This window comes from Metasolibacillus meyeri (genome assembly GCF_003049505.1).
Classification (GTDB): domain Bacteria; phylum Bacillota; class Bacilli; order Bacillales_A; family Planococcaceae; genus Metasolibacillus; species Metasolibacillus meyeri.
This window is the reverse complement of the sequence record NZ_PYWN01000042.1, coordinates 1-18,749: the sequence shown is the minus strand read 5'-3', so window position 1 is coordinate 18,749 and position 18,749 is coordinate 1. Positions and strand designations below refer to the sequence as shown.

The following is an 18,749-nucleotide window of genomic DNA, read 5'->3' as shown; positions in this document are numbered from 1 at the left end:
CTTATTTGCAACAGTATGCTTGCTAGGGCAAAAAGAAAATGGCGAGAGGTAACTGTCCGTAAAAGCCCGATTGATGAAAGCTAACAAACAATGGGGAAGCTACCCCTGTTGTTTGAAGTTTCACTTTATCATAGCATTTTTCCTACGTAATGCTCTAGTTGAAGGTTTTTCTTTAAAATGCACGAAAAAATGGTCCATACTATGTTATAATGGTTTGCAGTATTTTAAAGGAAGGTGTGACGTACCTTGGTGCGTAGTATGACAGGCTTTGGCAGGGGTGTCACAACGACGAAATCACATCAATTAACGGTTGAAGTTCGCGCTGTGAATCATCGCTTTTTAGAAATCAGCACAAAATTTCCGAAAGAGTGGATGGAAGCGGAAGTATTAGCAAAAAAGATGCTTTCTACAGCCATTTCACGCGGAAAGCTAGATGTACTCATTGTAGTGAAGGAGCTTCAAGCAGAAGAGCAGTATGTACAAATTAATTGGGCTTTACTTGAAGCATACATAAATGCGAAAGAAGCGTTGTCACAGAAAATTGCGATGCAGGAAAAGTGGTCGATGCAGGAGATTGCGATGCTTAATCAAGTCTTGGTCGTTGAAAAACAAGAGGCAGTGCAAGATGACTTCTTAGCTTCTGTAGAGCGAGCAATGCAGGAAGCAATTGAAAATTTAGTGCAGATGCGTGAGCGTGAAGGGCAAGAATTAAAGCTAGTTATGTTACAATATAAAGAACAATTACAACAGCAAATTGCGCAAATTCGCATGACATCACCAGATGCTGTGAGAAAGTACCGTGAGCGTTTAAAAACGCGCATCGAAGAAATTGTCAGTGGGCAGCTACTAGAGGAACGTTTGTTAATGGAAGTAGCATTATTTGCAGAGCGTGTCGATATTACGGAGGAGCTAGACCGTCTTGATAGTCATTTTGGACAGCTTGAAGAAACATTGAATGAACAAGGTGCAATTGGGCGGAAGCTTGATTTCTTAATGCAGGAAATGCATCGAGAAATTAATACGATTGGCTCGAAAAATCAATCTTCTGAAAGCTCAATCGCTGTCGTACAGGCAAAGGCAATTTTAGAAAAAATGCGTGAGCAAGTTCAAAATATTGAATAGCTAAAGGGAGTTTTAAAAATCAATGAGAAAACAACGTGGCTTATTAATTGTATTATCTGGTCCATCTGGCGTTGGTAAAGGAACGGTTCGTAAGGAATTATTCTCACAGGCGAATACCAATTACGAATATTCGATTTCGATGACAACACGTCAGCCTCGTGAAGGAGAAATAGATGGTATAGACTATTTCTTTAAAACACGTGAGGAATTTGAAGCATTAATTGAGCAAGGTGGTTTATTAGAGCATGCGGAATTTGTAGGAAATTACTACGGTACGCCGCTTGCTTACGTAAATGATACACTTGAAGCAGGGCGAGATGTATTTTTAGAAATTGAAGTGCAGGGCGCTGCGCAAATTCGCGCAAAAGCACCAGATGCACTATTTATTTTTTTAGCACCACCAAGCCTCTCAGAATTAAAGGAACGCTTAGTTGGTCGAGGAACAGAAACAGAAGATATTATTGCAAAGCGCATTGCTACGGCGCGTGAAGAGCTTGAAATGATGAGCCTTTATGACTATGTTGTAGAAAATGATGAAGTGCAAAATGCGTGCGATAAAATCAATGCTATTATTAAAGCAGAACATTGCCGACGTGAGCGCGTCGAAAAAATATATTTGTCAATGTTGAGAGGAGAATAATTCATGTTATACCCATCAGTAGATACTTTAAAAAAGGAAATCGATTCAAAATATTCACTTGTGAGCTTAGCTTCTAAGCGCGCACGTCAAATGCAGGAGCAAGGTGGCGAAAAGCTTGGTAAGTATGTATCATACAAACCTGTAGGGCGTGCTTTAGAGGAAGTAGCAGCAGGTGTTTTACGTAGAGAAGCAGCAGACGCTTCAACTATTTACGAGGATGAAATTTAACCGAAAGACTAATGATGTAGCTCCCGAGAAAATGTTCTTTGGGAGCTTATCGTTTGAAAGGGTGAGAAATCGATGAGCAAAAAAAATATTTTATTATGTGTGACAGGAGGCATTGCCGTTTATAAAGCGGTAGCGCTCGTAAGTAAGTTATCGCAGGCAGGAATGAATGTAAAAGTGATAATGACCTCATCTGCAAGGCAGTTTGTCACGCCATTAAGCTTCCAAGTCATGTCTAAAAATGATGTTTTTTTTGATACATTTGATGAAAAGGATTCAAGCGTCATTGCCCATATCGATTTATCAGACTGGGCGGATTTAGTTATTGTTGCGCCTGCAACGGCGAATGTTATTGGCAAGCTGGCAAATGGTATTGCGGATGATATGGTAACGACGACATTACTTGCAACAACAGCGCCTGTTTGGATTGCCCCTGCGATGAATGTGCATATGTATGACCACCCAGCAGTGAAGCGTAATATTCAGCAATTGCATGAGGATGGCTGCCATTTTATCGAGCCTTCTGAAGGATTTTTAGCATGTGGCTATATCGGGAAAGGGCGCTTAGAGGAGCCAGAAAAAATTACAGCGCTCGTGCTTGCGCATTTTAAAGAAGGAGCGCAGTAGCAATGACACGCATTGCAAAAGTCATCGTCGATGTGGCGGCCTACCCTGTTGACCGCCCGTTTGACTACCTGATACCAGCGGATTGGCATGATTTAATTGAATGTGGTTGTCGTGTTAAAGTACCATTTGGGCCACGTAATGTGCTTGGCTTTGTCGTGGAACTTGCGAGTGAAACGGATGTACCACTTGATAAAATAAAGCCGATTACACAAGTTTTAGATATAGAGCCTGTATTAACAGAGGAAATGCTGCGCTTAGCAAAATGGCTAAAAAAGCAAACGATTTGCTATGAAATTGATGCGTTGCAAGTGATGTTGCCATCCGCATTACGCGCAAAATATGAAAAGATGGTGTATTTACAAGTAGAGCTAGAGCAACTTGACCCTTCATTAGCATCCTTCTTCCAAAAATCGCAAAAAATAAATTTCAAGCAATTTGAAAAGCAAGAGCTATTAAAAGAATTGAAGCAAGCAATCAAAAAGGGCTATGTTCGTATTGAAAACGAAGTGAAGCAGCAAGGCAATATTAAAGAAATTCGCAAAGTACAAATTCATGTAGAAGCAGACTATATAGATAAAATCAAGCAGCAGCTATCGAAGCGAGCAAAAAAGCAAATTCAATTGGCGGAGTGGATGCAAAATCATTGTGGTGAAATTTTCGCACCAGAGGAAATTTACGAGCAAGCAAGTGTAACGGCAACGGTTTTGCAGGCACTTATTGAAAGTGGCGCGGCACAATTTATTCAAGAGGAAGTGTATCGCGACCCGTTTACCAAGGATATAGTGCAAACAATGGCGTTACGTTTAACAGATGAACAAGATCAAGCATTAAATCAAATTACAGCAGCGATGGAACAACAGCATAATGAAACATTTCTGTTACATGGTGTCACAGGGAGTGGCAAAACTGAAGTGTATTTGCAGGCGATTCAACAAGCGTTACAAGACGGTAAAGAGGCGATTATGCTTGTGCCTGAAATTTCGCTGACCCCGCAAATGACAGAGCGCTTTCGTTCGCGCTTTGGTGAGTTAGTCGCTGTTATGCATAGTGGATTGTCGGTTGGTGAAAAATACGATGAATGGCGCAAAATCCAGCAAGGCAAAGTGAAAGTTGTTGTTGGCGCACGTTCTGCTATTTTTGCCCCATTTCAACATGTCGGACTTATTATTTTAGATGAGGAGCATGAATCGACATACAAGCAAGAGGATGCTCCTCGTTATCATGCGCGTGATGTGGCGATTTGGCGCAGTGAATTTCATCAATGTCCTGTAATTTTAGGGAGCGCAACGCCAGCGCTTGAATCATATGCGCGCGCGAAAAAAAATGTTTATACGCTCTTATCATTAAAGGAGCGTGCCAAGCAACAAGCGTTGCCGAGCGTTACAGTTGTCGATATGCGCGAGGAGTTAAAGCTAGGTAATCGTTCGATGTTTTCAACAAGTTTAATTGAGGGAATGCGTGAGCGCTTAATGCGTAAAGAGCAAATCGTGTTGTTTTTAAACCGCCGTGGTTATTCAAGCTTTGTGTTGTGCCGTGATTGTGGAACAGTTGTGCAATGCCCGAATTGTGATATTTCTTTAACGTACCATCGCTATAATGAAAAATTAAAATGCCATTACTGCGGCTATGACGAATATGTACCGCAAAGCTGTCCGCAATGCCAAAGCGAGCATATTCGCTTTTTCGGTACAGGTACGCAAAAAGTGGAAGAGGAAATTTATAAGCTGTTCCCAGAAGCTAGAATTGTGCGCATGGATGTTGATACAACGTCACAAAAGGGTGCGCATGAGCAACTATTAGATATATTCGGGAGTGGACAAGCGGATATTTTACTCGGCACACAAATGATTGCCAAAGGGCTTGATTTCCCAAATATTACGTTAGTTGGGGTGTTAAGTGCAGATACATCCTTGCATTTACCTGATTACCGATCAGGTGAGCGTACATTTCAATTATTGACACAAGTAAGCGGTCGGGCAGGGCGTCATGATTTACCAGGTGAAGTCATTATTCAAACATATACGCCAGAGCATTATGCCATTGAACTAGCACAGGAACAGCAATATGAGCCGTTTTATTTGAGGGAAATGCAATCTCGTCATCAGGCAGGTTACCCACCGTATTATTATTTAGCGCTCGTGCAAGTATCACATGAGGATGTAATAATGGCGGCAGAATATGCGGGGCGAGTGGCGGATTATTTGCGTTCAAATTTATCGTTTAACGTGTCGATTATCGGTCCGACAACAGCGAGTATTAGCCGTCTCAACAATAGATATCGCTACCAATGTTTGATAAAATACAAAAGAGAACCAAACTTGATTGATACATTATTGCAATTGATTAAAATATATCGCACAGATTGGAGTAAAAAGGGGATTCAACTAATTGTAGACCTCGATCCATCTGTCATTTAGAAAGAAAGAAGGATTTAAAAAATGGCTATTAAAGAAGTAGTAAAAAACCCTGCAACAATTTTAACGACACCGACGAAGGAAGTAGAAGTTATCAATGAAGAAATCATTGAGTTATTGGATGATTTATATGACACGATGGTGGAATATGATGGTGTCGGTATAGCGGCACCGCAAATCGATGTGGGCTTACGTGTAGCGATTGTTGAATTAGGGGAAGATATTTTAGAAATGATTAACCCAATTGTTTTAGAAACGAAAGGGGAAGAGGAAGATGTGGAAGGCTGTTTAAGCTTCCCTGAATTATATGGCATGGTGAAGCGTCCGACTTATGTGAAAATCGAAGCGGCTGACCGTGAAGGGCGCATTTATGAGCTAGAGGCAGAGGATTTTGAGGCGCGTGCCATTTTACATGAAATTGACCATTTAGATGGTGTGTTATTTGATTCAAAAATTACGCGCATATTAACAGAAGAAGAGTTGGAAGAAATGTATGCAGAAGAGGGCGAGGAGGAATAATATGACATCCATCGTTTTTATGGGAACACCCACCTTCTCCGTACCGATTTTACGTATGCTGCATGAGGAAGGCTACAAGATATTAGCCGTTGTGACACAGCCTGATCGTCCTGTAGGGCGTAAAAAAGTATTAACGCCACCGCCTGTCAAGGAGGAGGCACTACGCTTAGGCATGCCTGTTATTCAGCCTGAAAAGCTGCGTGGTTCAGCAGAATTAGAGCAAATTTTAGCGTTGCAACCAGATTTAGTGGTGACGGCAGCATTCGGTCAAATTTTACCGAAAGTGTTGCTTGAGGCACCGCGCTTAGGTTGTATTAATGTCCATGCTTCACTATTACCTGCATACCGCGGTGGCGCACCAATTCACCAAGCGATACTTGACGGGCAAAAGGAAGCGGGTGTAACGATTATGTATATGGCGGAAAAACTAGATGCAGGCGATATGATTAGCCAGCAGGCGATTCCGATTGAGGAAACCGATCATACAGGTAGCTTATTCGATAAGCTAAGCATCGTTGGACGTGATTTATTGAAGCAAACATTGCCTGCGATTGAGGACGGCACAAATAATCGTACCGTACAAGACGAAACAATGGTGACGTATGCGCATAATATTAGTCGTGAGCAGGAGCGCATTGATTGGCAGCAAAACGCGCGTACGATTTACAATCAAGTGCGTGGCTTGCATCCATGGCCTGTTGCTTATACAACATTGGAAGAGAGCAATGTGAAAATTTGGTGGGCACAAATTGGTAGCGCGAAGCATACGGCAGTACCTGGTGAGGTTGTGCATATTGCGAAGGATTATTTTGAAATTGCGACAGGTGAGGGTGAATCGATTGCCGTTTATGATTTACAGCCTGCGGGGAAAAAGCGCCTAAGTGCAGAGGAGTATTTGCGCGGCACAGGAGCAAAATTGCAGATTGGAGATCGCTTTGAATGACAAAGAAAAAGCAACAAGTATGGAATGGTAATGTGCGAGATGCTGCTTTAAGCATTTTATTAGCAGTTGATAAAAATCAAGCATATAGCAACTTATTATTACATCAAACAATTGAAAAGTACAAAATAGAAGCAAAAGATCGCGCATTATTAACGGAAATTACGTACGGTACATTGCAGCAGAAATTAACGCTCGATTATTATTTAGCACCATTTGTGCGTGGCAAGGTGGAAACATGGGTACAATGGCTACTTCGTTTATCTTTATTCCAAATGCATTATTTAACGCGTATTCCACCACATGCAGCGGTGAACGAAGCGGTAGAAATTGCGAAAAGACGCGGACATCAAGGGATTGCCTCAATGGTCAACGGTATTTTGCGCTCGATTTTACGTCAAGGTGTGCGTTCCACAGACGAAATCCAAGATGAAAATGAACGTTTAGCTATTGTAACAAGTCACCCTCAGTGGTTAGTTGAGCGTTATATTGCGGCATACGGTATGGAAAAAACAGCGACGATGCTTGCGCAGAATAATTTACCAGCAAAGCAAACAGTGCGTGTCAACACCTTAAAGACAACGCCTGCTGAAGCAATTACAGCGCTAGAGCAACAAGGAATTACAGCGGTACAAAGCGCCTTTTTACCTGAATGTTTAACGATTACAGGTGGGCAAGCAGCGCGTACAGATGCTTTCAAAAAAGGGCTTATTACAATTCAAGATGAAAGCTCGATGCTGCCAGCAAATGTGTTAAATCCACAGCCAGGGATGCGTGTACTTGATATGTGTGCCGCACCAGGTGGGAAAACGACGCATTTAGCGGAAAAAATGCACAATGAAGGCTTATTGCTCGCATTAGATTTGCATCCGCATAAGCTTGAGCTAATTGATGAGAATACTGCACGTTTAGGCATCGATATTGTACAAACTGCGCCATTAGATGGGCGAAAGGCAGCAGATACTTTGCAAAAGGAAAGCTTCGACGCAATTTTAATCGATGCACCATGCTCAGGGCTTGGTGTCATGCGCCGCAAGCCAGATATTAAATATACGAAAAAAACAGAGGACTTCACTAATTTGCAAGCGATTCAACTGGCAATTTTAGCGAATGCAGCCGAGCTATTAAAGCCGAACGGACGTTTAGTTTATAGCACATGTACGATTAACAAAGAAGAAAATGAAGGCACAGTACAAGCCTTTTTAGCAGCGCATCCAAATATGGAGGCGATCACAATGGAAAATTTACCACAACAGCTTGCAGATGAGCAGCACAACGGAATGCTTCAAGTATTCCCACAACATATGGACAGCGATGGATTTTTCGTTGCTGCCTTCGTAAAAAAGGAGAAAAACTAAACTTTATGGAACAAAATAAATTCGATGAACGTATTTTAGACTTAGTCGAGGAAGCAGAAGAGAAACCCGCCCGCCGTGAGAAAAAAGAAAAGCCACAATTAAAGGAATCCATCTATTCCTTGCGCCCTGATGAATTGCAAAACTGGTTAGTAGAAAATGGGGAAAAGGCATTTCGCGCAGGACAGATTTTTGATTGGCTGTATTATAAACGCGTCAAAACATTTGAAGAAATGTCGAACTTATCAAAGGCATTACGTGAAAAGTTAAGCGCAAACTTTGCCTTAACGACTTTATCGACAATTATTCAGCAAGAATCAAAGGACGGCACAATCAAGTTTTTATTCCAATTGCAAGATGGCTATTCGATTGAAACCGTATTAATGCGCCATGAATATGGAAATTCAGTTTGTGTAACGACACAAGTAGGCTGCCGTATTGGCTGTACGTTTTGTGCCTCGACTTTAGGTGGCTTAAAGCGTCACTTACTAGCTGGTGAAATCGTAGAGCAAGTTGTCAAAGTACAGCAAGCGCTTGATGAGGTAGATGAGCGTGTGAGCCATATCGTCATTATGGGAATTGGAGAGCCATTTGATAATTATGATGCCATGATGAATTTCTTAAAAGTGATTAATGATGAAAAAGGCTTAAACATCGGTGCCCGTCATATTACCGTATCGACATCGGGAATTGTGCCGAAAATTTATGATTTTGCGGATGAACAGCTACAAATTAATTTCGCTTTATCGTTACATGCGCCGAACCAAGAGTTACGTCAAAAGCTTATGCCAATCGCACGTGCCTATAAGCTGGAACAATTAATGGAATCAATTCGTTATTATACGAAGAAAACGGGACGTCGCGTTAGCTTTGAGTACGGTTTATTTGGTGGAGAAAATGATTCGGTTGAGCATGCAGAGGAACTATCAAAATTAATTAAAGGTATTAAATGTCATGTCAACTTAATCCCTGTGAACTATGTACCAGAGCGAAATTATGTAAGAACACCACGCAATCAAATTTTTGAATTTGAAAAAACGTTAAAGAAGCATGGCATTAACGTGACAATTCGTCGTGAACATGGCTCGGATATTGATGCAGCATGTGGACAGCTGCGTGCAAAGGAGCGAGCACAAGAAACAAAGTAGGTGGAAAATGTGAACTTTACAGTTGAAAGTGATGTTGGCTTAAAGCGTTCAGAAAATGAAGATCGAGTAGCTTTTTGTGAGCGTCCAGACAAGTATAAGCTAGCGATATTAGCTGATGGGATGGGCGGACATAATGCGGGAGATGTAGCAAGTGAAATGGCGATTACAGCGTTACAGCGTGCGTTTTTACAGGCTGAGGCTGCCATATTATCAACAGAAGATGGGCGACAGCAATGGTTAAAAGGCGTTATATCGCAAATAAACGAAGACATTTATCATTATTCATTGTCACATGAAGGCTGTAAAGGCATGGGAACGACGTTAATCGCCGTTATGATTGATGGTGCAAATTGCACAATTGCCCATATCGGCGATAGTCGCGTTTACCATTTCACGACAGAGGATGGCGAGCTTATTACACGTGACCACTCCTATGTCAATGTATTAGTTGATAATGGTGAAATTAGTGAGGAAGAGGCGCAGCATCATCCGCAAAAAAACTTTATTTTAAGAGCTTTAGGTACAGAATTAACGATTCAAGCTGATTTTTACAGCATGGAGATGCAAGAAGACTCCTATTTACTTATTTGCTCGGATGGTTTAAGTGATAAGCTAAGCCTATATGAAATGGCTGCCTTAATTACGTTGCCCCTTGCGTTACAGGAAAAGGGGCAAAAGCTTGTACAGCTTGCGAATGAGCTAGGTGGCGATGATAATATTTCGCTTATTTTATTGACGCTAAAGGGTAAGGAGGTGTAAGGAATGATTATCGGCAAAAGAATTAGCGACCGTTATAAGATAATGGAACTAATCGGCGGCGGTGGGATGTCTAATGTTTATTTAGCACATGACATGATTTTAAACCGCGATGTAGCCATTAAAATTTTACGTTATGATTTTACAAATGAAGAAGAATTGCATCGCCGATTTCAACGTGAAGCACTTTCAGCAACGAGCCTTACACACTCCAATATTGTTAGCATTTATGATGTTGGCGAAGACGGCGATATGCATTATATCGTCATGGAGTATATTAAAGGCAAAACATTAAAGCAGTACATACAAGAATTTTCGCCTTTATCGCCAGCAAGAAGCGTTCATATTATGAAGCAACTCACGTCAGCAATTGCTCATGCACATGAAAATGGCATTATTCATCGCGATATTAAGCCGCAAAATATTTTGATGGATTTAGATGGCAATGTAAAAGTAACTGATTTTGGTATTGCGACAACGTTAAGTGCAACAAGCTATACACAGACGAATTCGGTTATTGGTACGGTACATTATTTGTCACCAGAGCAAGCACGGGGTGGTATTGCAACAGAGAAATCTGATATTTATGCACTAGGTATTGTGTTTTATGAGCTATTAACAGGAGAATTGCCATTTTCAGGAGAATCGGCAGTATCCATTGCCTTAAAGCATTTACAGGCAGAAACACCATCGGTACGTGCATTCGATGGCTCGATTCCTCAAAGCGTTGAAAATATCGTTTTAAAGGCAACGGCAAAAGATTCGAATCATCGCTATAGGAGTGCAGAGGAGATGGAGCATGACTTAGAAACATGCTTGTCAGCAGATCGCATTCATGAAACGAAATTTACTTTACCAATCGATGACGATGCAACGAAAATTTTACCGATTATTAAAGATGATAAAATGCCTGTGCATGATATAGCGGAAACGAAAAAGATGGAAGCGAAGAAACACACACCACCACAACCAGAGCCACCAGCACCGCCAAAAAAGAAGAAGTGGCCAATAATAATAGCAAGCATTGCGTTACTCGTGATTATTGCAGTAGCTGCTGTTTATTTTATGAAGCCGAAAAAAGTTGAAATCCCAAAGGAGATTATTGGGATGACGCTAGAGGAAGCAACAGAGGAATTGAAATCATTAGGCTTTAATATTGGTGAAATTGAGGAGCGAGACGATGAGGAAGTTGATGAAGGGAATGTTATTGAAACAAGCCCAAGAACAGGTTTGCTAAAAGTAAAAGGCACCGAAATCAAGCTTATTGTGAGCAAGGGTGCAGCAACTTCCAGAATGGCAAATTATGTGGATCAACAGCTTTCACAAGTGTCGTCATTACTTGGCGATTTTAAAGATCACAAGTTAGAATACGAAAATAGCGATGCAGAAAAAGGCATAATCATTCGCCAAGATCCAGCAGCTGGAGAGGATATTATTGTGAAGGACACAGTCGTTACCCTTGTTATCAGTGAAGGGAAAAAGACTGTTAAATTGACGAATCTATCTAATTATTCTAATTCAGCGCTTGAGGAATATACGCAGCGTCATAAACTTAAATGGAAAATTGTGGATGAAAGAACATCTGAAACCATCCCTAAAGGTAGTGTCATCTCACATAAGCCAAGCGCAGGAGAAGAAGTTGAAGAAGGGAAAACGATTGAAGTCGTTATTTCATCAGGCCCACCAGCTAAAAAGACGAATTTTAGAACTATAGAAATTGAAATTCCATATGAGCCAATATTCAATGAAGAGGGCGAAGAGGAATATCGAGAACAGACTATCCATATTTATATTCAAGATAAAAACAATAAAATGCATGAATTATATGATACGTTAACAATTACAGCAACAACGAAGTATAGTATGAATTTTGAAATTGAGGAAGGTAGCGAAGCAGCATACCGTATTGACCGTGATTCCTTCAAAATTGCGGATGGAACGATTCCGTATTCAAACTAAAGGGGGCATTTGATGGCGCAAGGCCGAATTCGTAAAGCGTTAAGTGGTTATTATTATGTGTATCAGAACGGGGAGTTGATTCAATGCCGCGGGCGAGGCGTTTTTCGCAACCGCGGTGAATCACCGCTCGTTGGAGATATTGTTGATTATACAAAAGAGGGCGAATCAGATGGCTATGTGATGAAAATTCATCCGCGTAAAAATGAGCTGGTCCGCCCACCGATTGCCAATGTCGATCAAGCGATTTTAGTGTTTTCTGTTAAGGAGCCTGATTTCAATACGGTGCTGTTAGATCGCTTTTTAGTCGTGTTAGAATCATTTTCCGTTCAACCTATTATTTGCTTAACAAAAATGGATTTACTAGCAGAGGATGAAAAACAACAATTACAAGAGAAAATTGCTGATTATGAGGCGATTGGCTATACGGTATTAACAACTTTTCAAGATGATAACACGCTGATGGAAAGATTATATCCATTGTTAGAAGAAAAAATTAGCGTTTTGGCAGGGCAGTCTGGTGTTGGTAAATCAACGTTATTAAATACATTGTTGCCTGAATTGCAATTGAAAACGGGTGAAATTTCACAAAGCTTAGGGCGAGGCAAACATACGACACGTCATGTTGAGCTAATCGAGGTTGGGAATGGTTTGCTTGCCGATACACCAGGCTTTAGCTCCTTTGATTTTGATACGATTGAAAAAGAGGAGTTAACAGCATGTTTCCCAGAGTTTTTACGATTGAGCGAAAATTGTAAATTCCGCGGCTGCTTACATACGAAGGAGCCAAAATGCGCGGTTAAGGAAGCCTTGGCAAGAGGGGAAGTTCGCCCATACCGTTATGAGCATTATGAACAGTTTTTACAAGAAATTATGGAACGAAAGCCGAGGTATTAGAAGATGATTAAAATTGCACCATCTATTTTAGCTGCGAATTTCGCGAAATTAGGAGAAGAAGTAAAAGAAGTTGAAGCTGCTGGCGCAGAGCTTATTCATATCGATGTGATGGACGGGCATTTTGTCCCGAATATTTCATTTGGATCAATTGTATTAGATGCGATTCGTCCTTTAACATCGTTACCACTCGATGTTCATTTAATGATTGAAAACCCTGACCAATATATCGAGCAATTTGCGAAAGCTGGCGCAGATTATATTACGGTGCATGTAGAGGCTTGTCGCCATCTACACCGCACAGTTCAATTAATTCGTTCATACGGTGTGAAGCCGGGGGTCGTGTTAAATCCACATACGCCGATTGAAACGATTCAACATGTGTTAGAAGATATTGATATGGTATTGTTTATGACGGTAAACCCAGGCTTTGGCGGACAAAAATTTATTGCGTCAGTTGTGCCTAAAATTGCTGCATTATCAAAAATGATTAAAGAACGTGGTTTGGCTATTGATATCGAAATTGATGGCGGTATCACAGCGGAAACAATCGTGCCATGTGCTGAAGCAGGTGCCAATATTTTTGTCGCAGGCTCTGCTATTTATAATCAACAAGACCGCACAGCTGCATTGCAACAAATTAAAGCGGCTGGTGAAGCGGCATACGTGCGATGATTGCTGTTATTTGCTCAGGTGGACCAAGCGAGGAGCTTTGTTCATTTGAGCCTTTTATTAATAGAGAAGATGTTATTTTTATCGGTGCAGATCGAGGAGCTTATCGTTTGTTAGAGCGAGGAATACGCCCTGCAGTCATCGTTGGCGATTTAGATTCTGTCACACAGAATGAGCAGCAAGAGTTAATAGAAGCTGATATACCAATTGAAATATATGCCGCTGAAAAAGACGAAACAGATACTGATTTAGCACTGATAAAGGCAATCTCGTATGCACCAGAGAAAATTATACTAACAGGTGTTACTGGTGGACGCTTAGACCATTATGAGGCTGTGTTAAGAACCGTATGTGGCTTACAGCAAAAATATAGCGATATCGTTTTTGAGATTCGTAATCGTTATAATCAGCTGTGCTTTTTGGTGCCAGGCACACACACAATTCACGACAATTTAGATTACCCATATTTATCTTTCTTTGCCTATGGTGAGGCTGTACAAAATGTAACACTGCGTGGCGTAAAATATGAAACGACGAATGAAGAAATTGGCTTATGGTCATCGCGCTTTACAAGTAATGAGATTATCGAACAAGCGCATATTACCTTTACATCTGGCATATGTTTAATGATAAGAAGTGCCGATTAAGGGGGAGCGAGTGTGAAGGTGTACACATTTCAATTACCAAAGTTTATTAGCTCAATGACACGTGCGTGTATAAAGTTATTTAAGAGAGAGAAGAAGAGTTAAATAGCAGTCGGAAAAGCTTGCCTATGCAGGACTTTTCCGACTGCTATTTTATATTTTATCTTAAAAAAGACTAGAGAAAAATTAGCACTTTTCCTCTAGTCTCTTATTTTTTATTGGGAACGTATGTTCTTTTTGTAGTGCTCATCAAATAGAGCTTTTTATCCCTTTATTTCCATATTATTAGTATAAAATAATTTTTTTTATTAGTCTATATTTTTATAGGTTGGATAGCTAAGATACATATATCGGCCGAAATAAACAATGTGGAGTTACTCAAGCATGCAAGAGAAATATGTTTGGGATACAAGTTTAAAAATTCGATTAGGCGGAGAAACACTTTTTCACCTGTTTTACTGGATGTACTTCCCGTTTATTGCGATTTACTTTAGTCAATCGCTAGGTAAGGGATGGACAGGCTTATTGATGATGCTACCACCTGTCATTAGTTTAGTAGCGGGCATGGTAGGTGGAAGTTTAACGGATCGACTAGGACGGAGAACCATGATGCTTTGGGGAACTGCGATGCGATGTACGATGTTCGTTCTATTTGCTAGTTCGCCCTTTATCTGGTTAGATTATATGGCTTTTTTAGGCATTACGATTGGCACAAGTATATATAAACCTGCCAGTGATGCGATGGTGGCTGATTTAGTGCCAGCAATCTATAAAAAAGAGGTGTTTGCGGCATTTTTGACAGGTAGTAACATAGGGGCAGTGATTGGCCCAATACTTGGCGCTTGGCTATTTTTCAATTATCGCGAGCTCTTGCTTTGGGGGTGTGCGTTGATTCTTATCATTTATTTCCTATTCATTTTGATAAAAGTAAAGGAAAGTGCGCCTATCAGCAATGAAAAAATGCCGATTTCTGTAGTCGCTGAATGCAAAAGCTGTGTAGCAATCTTAAAAGATCGTTTATTTGCTTGTTATTTAGTGGCAGGAATTTTTTCCGTTATTGCGATTATGCAGTTAGATTTATATTTGGCTATCTATGTTTTTGAATATGTTCCAACACAAACAATATGGTCACGACTAACACTATCAAGTCAAGAAATTTTAGGTTGGATGCTAGGGATAAATGATTGTATGTTTGTACTATTTGTGTTGCCTACCGCAATTTGGCTAAAGAAGTGGACAGATCGAAATGTGTTTATTTTCAGTTGTTTATTAGCGGGTATTGGAATATTTTTAGTAGGGTTTACAACAAGCTTTTGGATGCTTCTTATTTGGACGGTAGTGTTCACATTCGGAGAAATTATTCGAGCTCCTGTGCTTTATAATTTTGTTAGTGAATATGCACCAGTCAATGCAAGAGGACAGTATATGGTAGCCTCTAATATGCAGTTTACGATTGGGCATTTTTTAGCACCAATGACAGTGACTTTATCAGCGTGGTTATCGCCAATATTCATTTTCGGTGGTATTTTATTATGTGCATTCATCAGCATGCTACTATATATGATGCTTTATAAACAAAAAACATCGACCATATAGAAGATGGTCGATGTTTTTTATCGCGATTATACGCGCTCAATTTTACCTGATTTTAATGCACGAGCAGAAACCCATACGCGCTTTGGCTTACCGTCAACTAAGATACGAACCTTTTGAAGGTTAGCACCCCAAGTACGTTTGTTAGCGTTCATTGCGTGTGAACGGTTGTTGCCTGTACGAGCTTTACGGCCAGTGATAACACATTGTTTTGGCATGTAAATTCCCTCCCTACAGTTGATCTGAAAGCAATATATTTCAGTTCGATATTTCACATACCATATTAATTTAACACAGTCTCCATGCGAGTGCAACAGTTTTTCGATAACCTTTCAAGAAAAAAACCTTTACACATGAAAAAGAGCGTAAATAAGCTGCACTAGACGAAATGTGGCGTTTTCTTTTATAATTATTGTTTATGTAGTACAATAAAGAGTAGTTTAAAAGTACTTAGGGGGCGTATTTATGTCAATAGAAATCCACAATGAATTCGGACAAATCGATATTTCGAACGATGTGATTGCACAAATTGCAGGTGGGGCAGCAGTTGAATGCTACGGCATCGTTGGAATGGCAAGCAAACATCAAATTCGAGATGGATTAACAGATATTTTACGTAAAGAGAACTTTACAAAAGGTGTGCTAGTTCGTCAAGAGGGCGAAGATTTACATATTGATATGTACATTATCGTAAGCTATGGTACAAAGATTTCTGAAATTGCTTACCAAGTTCAATCAACAGTAAAATATACAGTAAATAAAACATTAGGTATGAGCGTGAAGTCCGTTAATATTTTCGTGCAAGGCGTTCGCGTAATGAATGTGTAATGAGGAGGAAATAAATCCAATGAAGTCTTTAGGCGGAATAAAATTTGCAGAAATGGTACAAATGGGAGCGCACCATTTATATCAAAATGCGGCTTATGTAGATTCGTTAAATGTATTCCCAGTGCCAGATGGTGATACAGGGACGAATATGAATTTATCGATGACATCAGGTGCGAAGGAAACGGAAGTACAAGCACAGGAGCATATTGGAAAAACAACACAAGGATTAGCGAAAGGTCTACTAATGGGCGCACGTGGAAATTCAGGTGTTATTTTATCGCAATTATTCCGAGGATTTGGAAAGTCGATTGAAAAGGAAGCGGCAGTCGATGCGATTGGCTTTGCTGATGCTTTCCAAGCAGGTGTCGACACAGCATACAAGGCAGTGATGAAGCCTGTTGAAGGAACGATTTTAACTGTGGCGCGTGAAGCAGCAGCAAAAGCGGTGGAAGTAGCACAAGATGAAGATAATATCATCGTTGTGATGGAAGCACTTGTAGCAGAAGCAAAAGCCTCTCTTGCTCGTACGCCAGAGCTACTACCTGTCTTAAAGGAAGTTGGCGTTGTTGACAGTGGGGGACAAGGTTTATTATTCGTTTATGAAGGCTTTCTTGCTTCATTAAAAGGTGAGCCACTACCGCAAAAAAATGAATCTTCATTAGATGATTTAATTAATGCAGAGCATCATCGCGTACAAGATTTTATGAATACAGAAGACATTGAATTTGGCTATTGTACAGAAATTATGGTGCGTTTCGAGGCAGATAAAGAGCCGTTTGACGAAGAGCAATTCCGTCAAGAGCTAAATCCAATGGGCGATTCATTACTTGTTATTTCAGATGATGAAATTGCAAAAGTGCATATTCACTCTGAAACGCCAGGCTCCGTTTTAGCAGCAGGTCAAAAATACGGTAGCTTAATTAAAATAAAGGTAGATAATATGCGTGAGCAGCATTCTGCCATTGTGAACGAGGCTCCTGTAGCAACAGCACCAAAAGTAGAAAAGCATCCTTATGCGGTTGTGACGATTGCCATGGGTGAAGGAGTGGCGAACTTACTGCGTTCAATCGGCGCTTCTTACGTTATTGAAGGGGGGCAAACGATGAATCCTTCCACAGAGGATATCGTCAAAGCAGTAAAAGAAATCGGTGCAGAGCGCGTCGTAATTTTACCAAACAACAAAAATATTATTATGGCTGCTGAACAAGCGGTCGAGTTATTAGATATTGAAGCAGTTGTTGTGCCAACAAAAACAATTCCTCAAGGGATGGCGGCAATTTTAGCATTCAACCCAGAAGCCTCTGTTGAGGAAAACAAAGCAAGTATGACAGATAGCTTTGCTCATGTAAAAACAGGACAAGTAACATTTGCTGTACGTGACACATCAATTGACGGTGTAGAAATCCGCAAAGATGATTTTATGGCGTTAGCAGAAGGTAAAATTATTTTGTCCACACCAACGATGATGGAAGCAGCACAAACAGTTGTCACATCGCTTGTTGATGAAGATACAGAAATTGTCACAGTGATTTACGGTGAAGATGCAACAGCTAACGATGCTGTACAATTAGCGACATTTATTGAAGAAAACGCCCCTGATGCAGAAGTAGAAATTGTTGAAGGAAAACAAGCATTATATCCGTTTATTTTAGCGGTGGAATAGAATAGAATTGAAAATTATGTAAGAAAACTCCCTTCCCAAAAATATTGGTGTACGGGAGTTTTTTATTAAGAAAATTAAAAACAATTCATTCAAAGAGATTTATTACATATTCGCTTATCTTTATCGAAGAAATCAGCCATATTTATAGTCTTTAAAACAGATATAAAGGAGTGGAGTGTATGACAACTCCAAGTTACAGTAAATCTTTTTTGTTCCTTTTACCATGATTATTTGTAGCGTAGTACTTCATTACTCATAAGCTGTGCTAGAGATTTTTGTTCAAGTACGTTCAATATATCTTGGCCTTTTGCAATCCATACATCACCATCTTTACTCAATTTAGATAAACAGATACCCTTTCTAATATAAAATACAGATAAATGTATATGCATTTGTTCTTCTTGACAAAGCACAATCGCTTTTTCTGCCTCTTCAAGTGCGATATTAAATTGGTTATTTTTCATTAAAAGTAACATTGAATTGATTGATAGATTTATTTTTAAACGATGAATGTTCTGAAAAGTTTTATATTTATCAATGTTTCGTTCAGCAAATTTTTTAATATCAAGTGCTGTTTCTAATGGGAAGAAAAATAAAATAGAACTTAAAATAAACAAGTCTATGAAATATAATGTGTTACGTTTTTGTAGTTGGGTCCATATTGGTGCCACTTTTCGGGCTGCTTTTTTAAAATCATGAGTTTTAGATAATATAATTAAACTTTCTAATATAATCAATATATTCCCTAGTAAG

19 protein-coding genes and 1 pseudogene are annotated in these 18,749 nt (G+C 40.0%); 18 read left to right on the top strand and 2 right to left on the bottom strand.

Translation table 11 applies throughout. The features are described from left to right. Window positions 1-246: 246 nt before the first annotated feature. From C9J34_RS07375 to C9J34_RS07300, 16 genes and pseudogenes are all read left to right on the top strand, one after another. Complete coding sequence (locus C9J34_RS07375) at window positions 247-1,122, top strand: YicC/YloC family endoribonuclease (RefSeq protein ID WP_107839214.1); 876 nt, start codon at window positions 247-249, stop codon at window positions 1,120-1,122. 22 nt (window positions 1,123-1,144) lie between these two features. Continuing rightward, window positions 1,145-1,762, top strand: coding sequence for a guanylate kinase (gmk, locus tag C9J34_RS07370; protein WP_107839213.1), 618 nt, complete (start codon window positions 1,145-1,147; stop codon window positions 1,760-1,762). A gap of 3 nt (window positions 1,763-1,765) precedes the next feature. Beyond that, window positions 1,766-1,990: a DNA-directed RNA polymerase subunit omega gene (gene rpoZ, locus C9J34_RS07365; protein WP_107839212.1), complete on the top strand. Its 225-nt coding sequence runs from the start codon at window positions 1,766-1,768 to the stop codon at window positions 1,988-1,990. 72 nt (window positions 1,991-2,062) lie between these two features. Next, window positions 2,063-2,596: pseudogene (coaBC, locus tag C9J34_RS07360) on the top strand (bifunctional phosphopantothenoylcysteine decarboxylase/phosphopantothenate--cysteine ligase CoaBC); the annotation flags it as partial. 20 nt (window positions 2,597-2,616) lie between these two features. After that, window positions 2,617-5,031 carry a primosomal protein N' gene (gene priA / locus C9J34_RS07355; protein ID WP_107839211.1) on the top strand — a complete coding sequence of 805 codons (2,415 nt, stop codon included), beginning with the start codon at window positions 2,617-2,619 and terminating at the stop codon, window positions 5,029-5,031. Between the two features lie 21 nt (window positions 5,032-5,052). Beyond that, entirely contained in the window at window positions 5,053-5,547 is a 495-nt protein-coding gene (gene def, locus C9J34_RS07350) for a peptide deformylase (protein ID WP_107839210.1), read from the top strand. A gap of 1 nt (window position 5,548) precedes the next feature. Then, entirely contained in the window at window positions 5,549-6,490 is a 942-nt protein-coding gene (gene fmt / locus C9J34_RS07345) for a methionyl-tRNA formyltransferase (protein ID WP_107839209.1), read from the top strand. Beyond that, entirely contained in the window at window positions 6,487-7,845 is a 1,359-nt protein-coding gene (rsmB, locus tag C9J34_RS07340) for a 16S rRNA (cytosine(967)-C(5))-methyltransferase RsmB (protein WP_107839208.1), read from the top strand. Before fmt ends, rsmB begins: the two co-directional genes overlap by 4 nt. A 5-nt stretch (window positions 7,846-7,850) precedes the next feature. Next, window positions 7,851-8,990 (top strand): dual-specificity RNA methyltransferase RlmN, encoded by a 1,140-nt coding sequence (gene rlmN / locus C9J34_RS07335; protein ID WP_107839207.1) that lies wholly within the window; start codon window positions 7,851-7,853, stop codon window positions 8,988-8,990. A gap of 9 nt (window positions 8,991-8,999) precedes the next feature. Further along, window positions 9,000-9,749: a Stp1/IreP family PP2C-type Ser/Thr phosphatase gene (locus C9J34_RS07330; protein WP_107839306.1), complete on the top strand. Its 750-nt coding sequence runs from the start codon at window positions 9,000-9,002 to the stop codon at window positions 9,747-9,749. Window positions 9,750-9,752: 3 nt separating this feature from the next. After that, window positions 9,753-11,705, top strand: a complete 1,953-nt coding sequence (gene pknB, locus C9J34_RS07325) for a Stk1 family PASTA domain-containing Ser/Thr kinase (RefSeq protein WP_107839206.1) — start codon at window positions 9,753-9,755, stop codon at window positions 11,703-11,705. A 12-nt stretch (window positions 11,706-11,717) separates the two neighbouring features. Beyond that, window positions 11,718-12,599, top strand: a complete 882-nt coding sequence (gene rsgA / locus C9J34_RS07320; protein ID WP_107839205.1) for a ribosome small subunit-dependent GTPase A — start codon at window positions 11,718-11,720, stop codon at window positions 12,597-12,599. A 3-nt stretch (window positions 12,600-12,602) separates the two neighbouring features. After that, complete coding sequence (gene rpe, locus C9J34_RS07315; RefSeq protein WP_107839204.1) at window positions 12,603-13,271, top strand: ribulose-phosphate 3-epimerase; 669 nt, start codon at window positions 12,603-12,605, stop codon at window positions 13,269-13,271. Beyond that, complete coding sequence (locus C9J34_RS07310; RefSeq protein WP_107839203.1) at window positions 13,268-13,915, top strand: thiamine diphosphokinase; 648 nt, start codon at window positions 13,268-13,270, stop codon at window positions 13,913-13,915. Before rpe ends, C9J34_RS07310 begins: the two co-directional genes overlap by 4 nt. A gap of 12 nt (window positions 13,916-13,927) precedes the next feature. Then, entirely contained in the window at window positions 13,928-14,017 is a 90-nt protein-coding gene (gene spoVM, locus C9J34_RS22835) for a stage V sporulation protein SpoVM (protein ID WP_107839202.1), read from the top strand. Window positions 14,018-14,296: 279 nt separating this feature from the next. Beyond that, a complete protein-coding gene (locus C9J34_RS07300) occupies window positions 14,297-15,508 on the top strand; it encodes an MDR family MFS transporter (protein WP_107839201.1) in 1,212 nt (403 codons plus the stop codon). Window positions 15,509-15,534: 26 nt separating this feature from the next. Here C9J34_RS07300 and rpmB read toward each other — a convergent pair whose 3' ends face one another. Beyond that, on the bottom strand, window positions 15,535-15,723 hold the full coding sequence (rpmB, locus tag C9J34_RS07295; protein WP_004227417.1) for a 50S ribosomal protein L28: 189 nt from the start codon (window positions 15,721-15,723) through the stop codon (window positions 15,535-15,537). A 247-nt stretch (window positions 15,724-15,970) separates the two neighbouring features. On the opposite strand from rpmB, the gene C9J34_RS07290 reads away from it, so the two are divergent. Both C9J34_RS07290 and C9J34_RS07285 read left to right on the top strand, forming a co-directional pair. After that, on the top strand, window positions 15,971-16,333 hold the full coding sequence (locus tag C9J34_RS07290; protein WP_107839200.1) for an Asp23/Gls24 family envelope stress response protein: 363 nt from the start codon (window positions 15,971-15,973) through the stop codon (window positions 16,331-16,333). Between the two features lie 19 nt (window positions 16,334-16,352). Then, window positions 16,353-17,996: a DAK2 domain-containing protein gene (locus C9J34_RS07285; RefSeq protein WP_107839199.1), complete on the top strand. Its 1,644-nt coding sequence runs from the start codon at window positions 16,353-16,355 to the stop codon at window positions 17,994-17,996. 227 nt (window positions 17,997-18,223) lie between these two features. Here the strand turns inward: C9J34_RS07285 and C9J34_RS07280 are convergent. After that, window positions 18,224-18,749 (bottom strand): Rgg family transcriptional regulator (locus C9J34_RS07280; protein ID WP_476638796.1); only part of this gene is annotated, 526 nt, incomplete at its 5' end.

Excerpts from the sequence above, each read along its gene's own strand:
- gmk (WP_107839213.1), top strand. The coding sequence starts at position 1,145 with ATGAGAAAACAACGTGGCTTATTAATTGTATTATCTGGTCCATCTGGC.
- rpoZ (WP_107839212.1), top strand. The coding sequence starts at position 1,766 with ATGTTATACCCATCAGTAGATACTTTAAAAAAGGAAATCGATTCAAAA.
- priA (WP_107839211.1), top strand. The coding sequence starts at position 2,617 with ATGACACGCATTGCAAAAGTCATCGTCGATGTGGCGGCCTACCCTGTT.
- def (WP_107839210.1), top strand. The coding sequence starts at position 5,053 with ATGGCTATTAAAGAAGTAGTAAAAAACCCTGCAACAATTTTAACGACA.
- fmt (WP_107839209.1), top strand. The coding sequence starts at position 5,549 with ATGACATCCATCGTTTTTATGGGAACACCCACCTTCTCCGTACCGATT.
- rsmB (WP_107839208.1), top strand. The coding sequence starts at position 6,487 with ATGACAAAGAAAAAGCAACAAGTATGGAATGGTAATGTGCGAGATGCT.
- rlmN (WP_107839207.1), top strand. The coding sequence starts at position 7,851 with ATGGAACAAAATAAATTCGATGAACGTATTTTAGACTTAGTCGAGGAA.
- pknB (WP_107839206.1), top strand. The coding sequence starts at position 9,753 with ATGATTATCGGCAAAAGAATTAGCGACCGTTATAAGATAATGGAACTA.
- rsgA (WP_107839205.1), top strand. The coding sequence starts at position 11,718 with ATGGCGCAAGGCCGAATTCGTAAAGCGTTAAGTGGTTATTATTATGTG.
- rpe (WP_107839204.1), top strand. The coding sequence starts at position 12,603 with ATGATTAAAATTGCACCATCTATTTTAGCTGCGAATTTCGCGAAATTA.
- C9J34_RS07310 (WP_107839203.1), top strand. The coding sequence starts at position 13,268 with ATGATTGCTGTTATTTGCTCAGGTGGACCAAGCGAGGAGCTTTGTTCA.
- C9J34_RS07300 (WP_107839201.1), top strand. The coding sequence starts at position 14,297 with ATGCAAGAGAAATATGTTTGGGATACAAGTTTAAAAATTCGATTAGGC.
- rpmB (WP_004227417.1), bottom strand. The coding sequence starts at position 15,723 with ATGCCAAAACAATGTGTTATCACTGGCCGTAAAGCTCGTACAGGCAAC.
- C9J34_RS07290 (WP_107839200.1), top strand. The coding sequence starts at position 15,971 with ATGTCAATAGAAATCCACAATGAATTCGGACAAATCGATATTTCGAAC.
- C9J34_RS07285 (WP_107839199.1), top strand. The coding sequence starts at position 16,353 with ATGAAGTCTTTAGGCGGAATAAAATTTGCAGAAATGGTACAAATGGGA.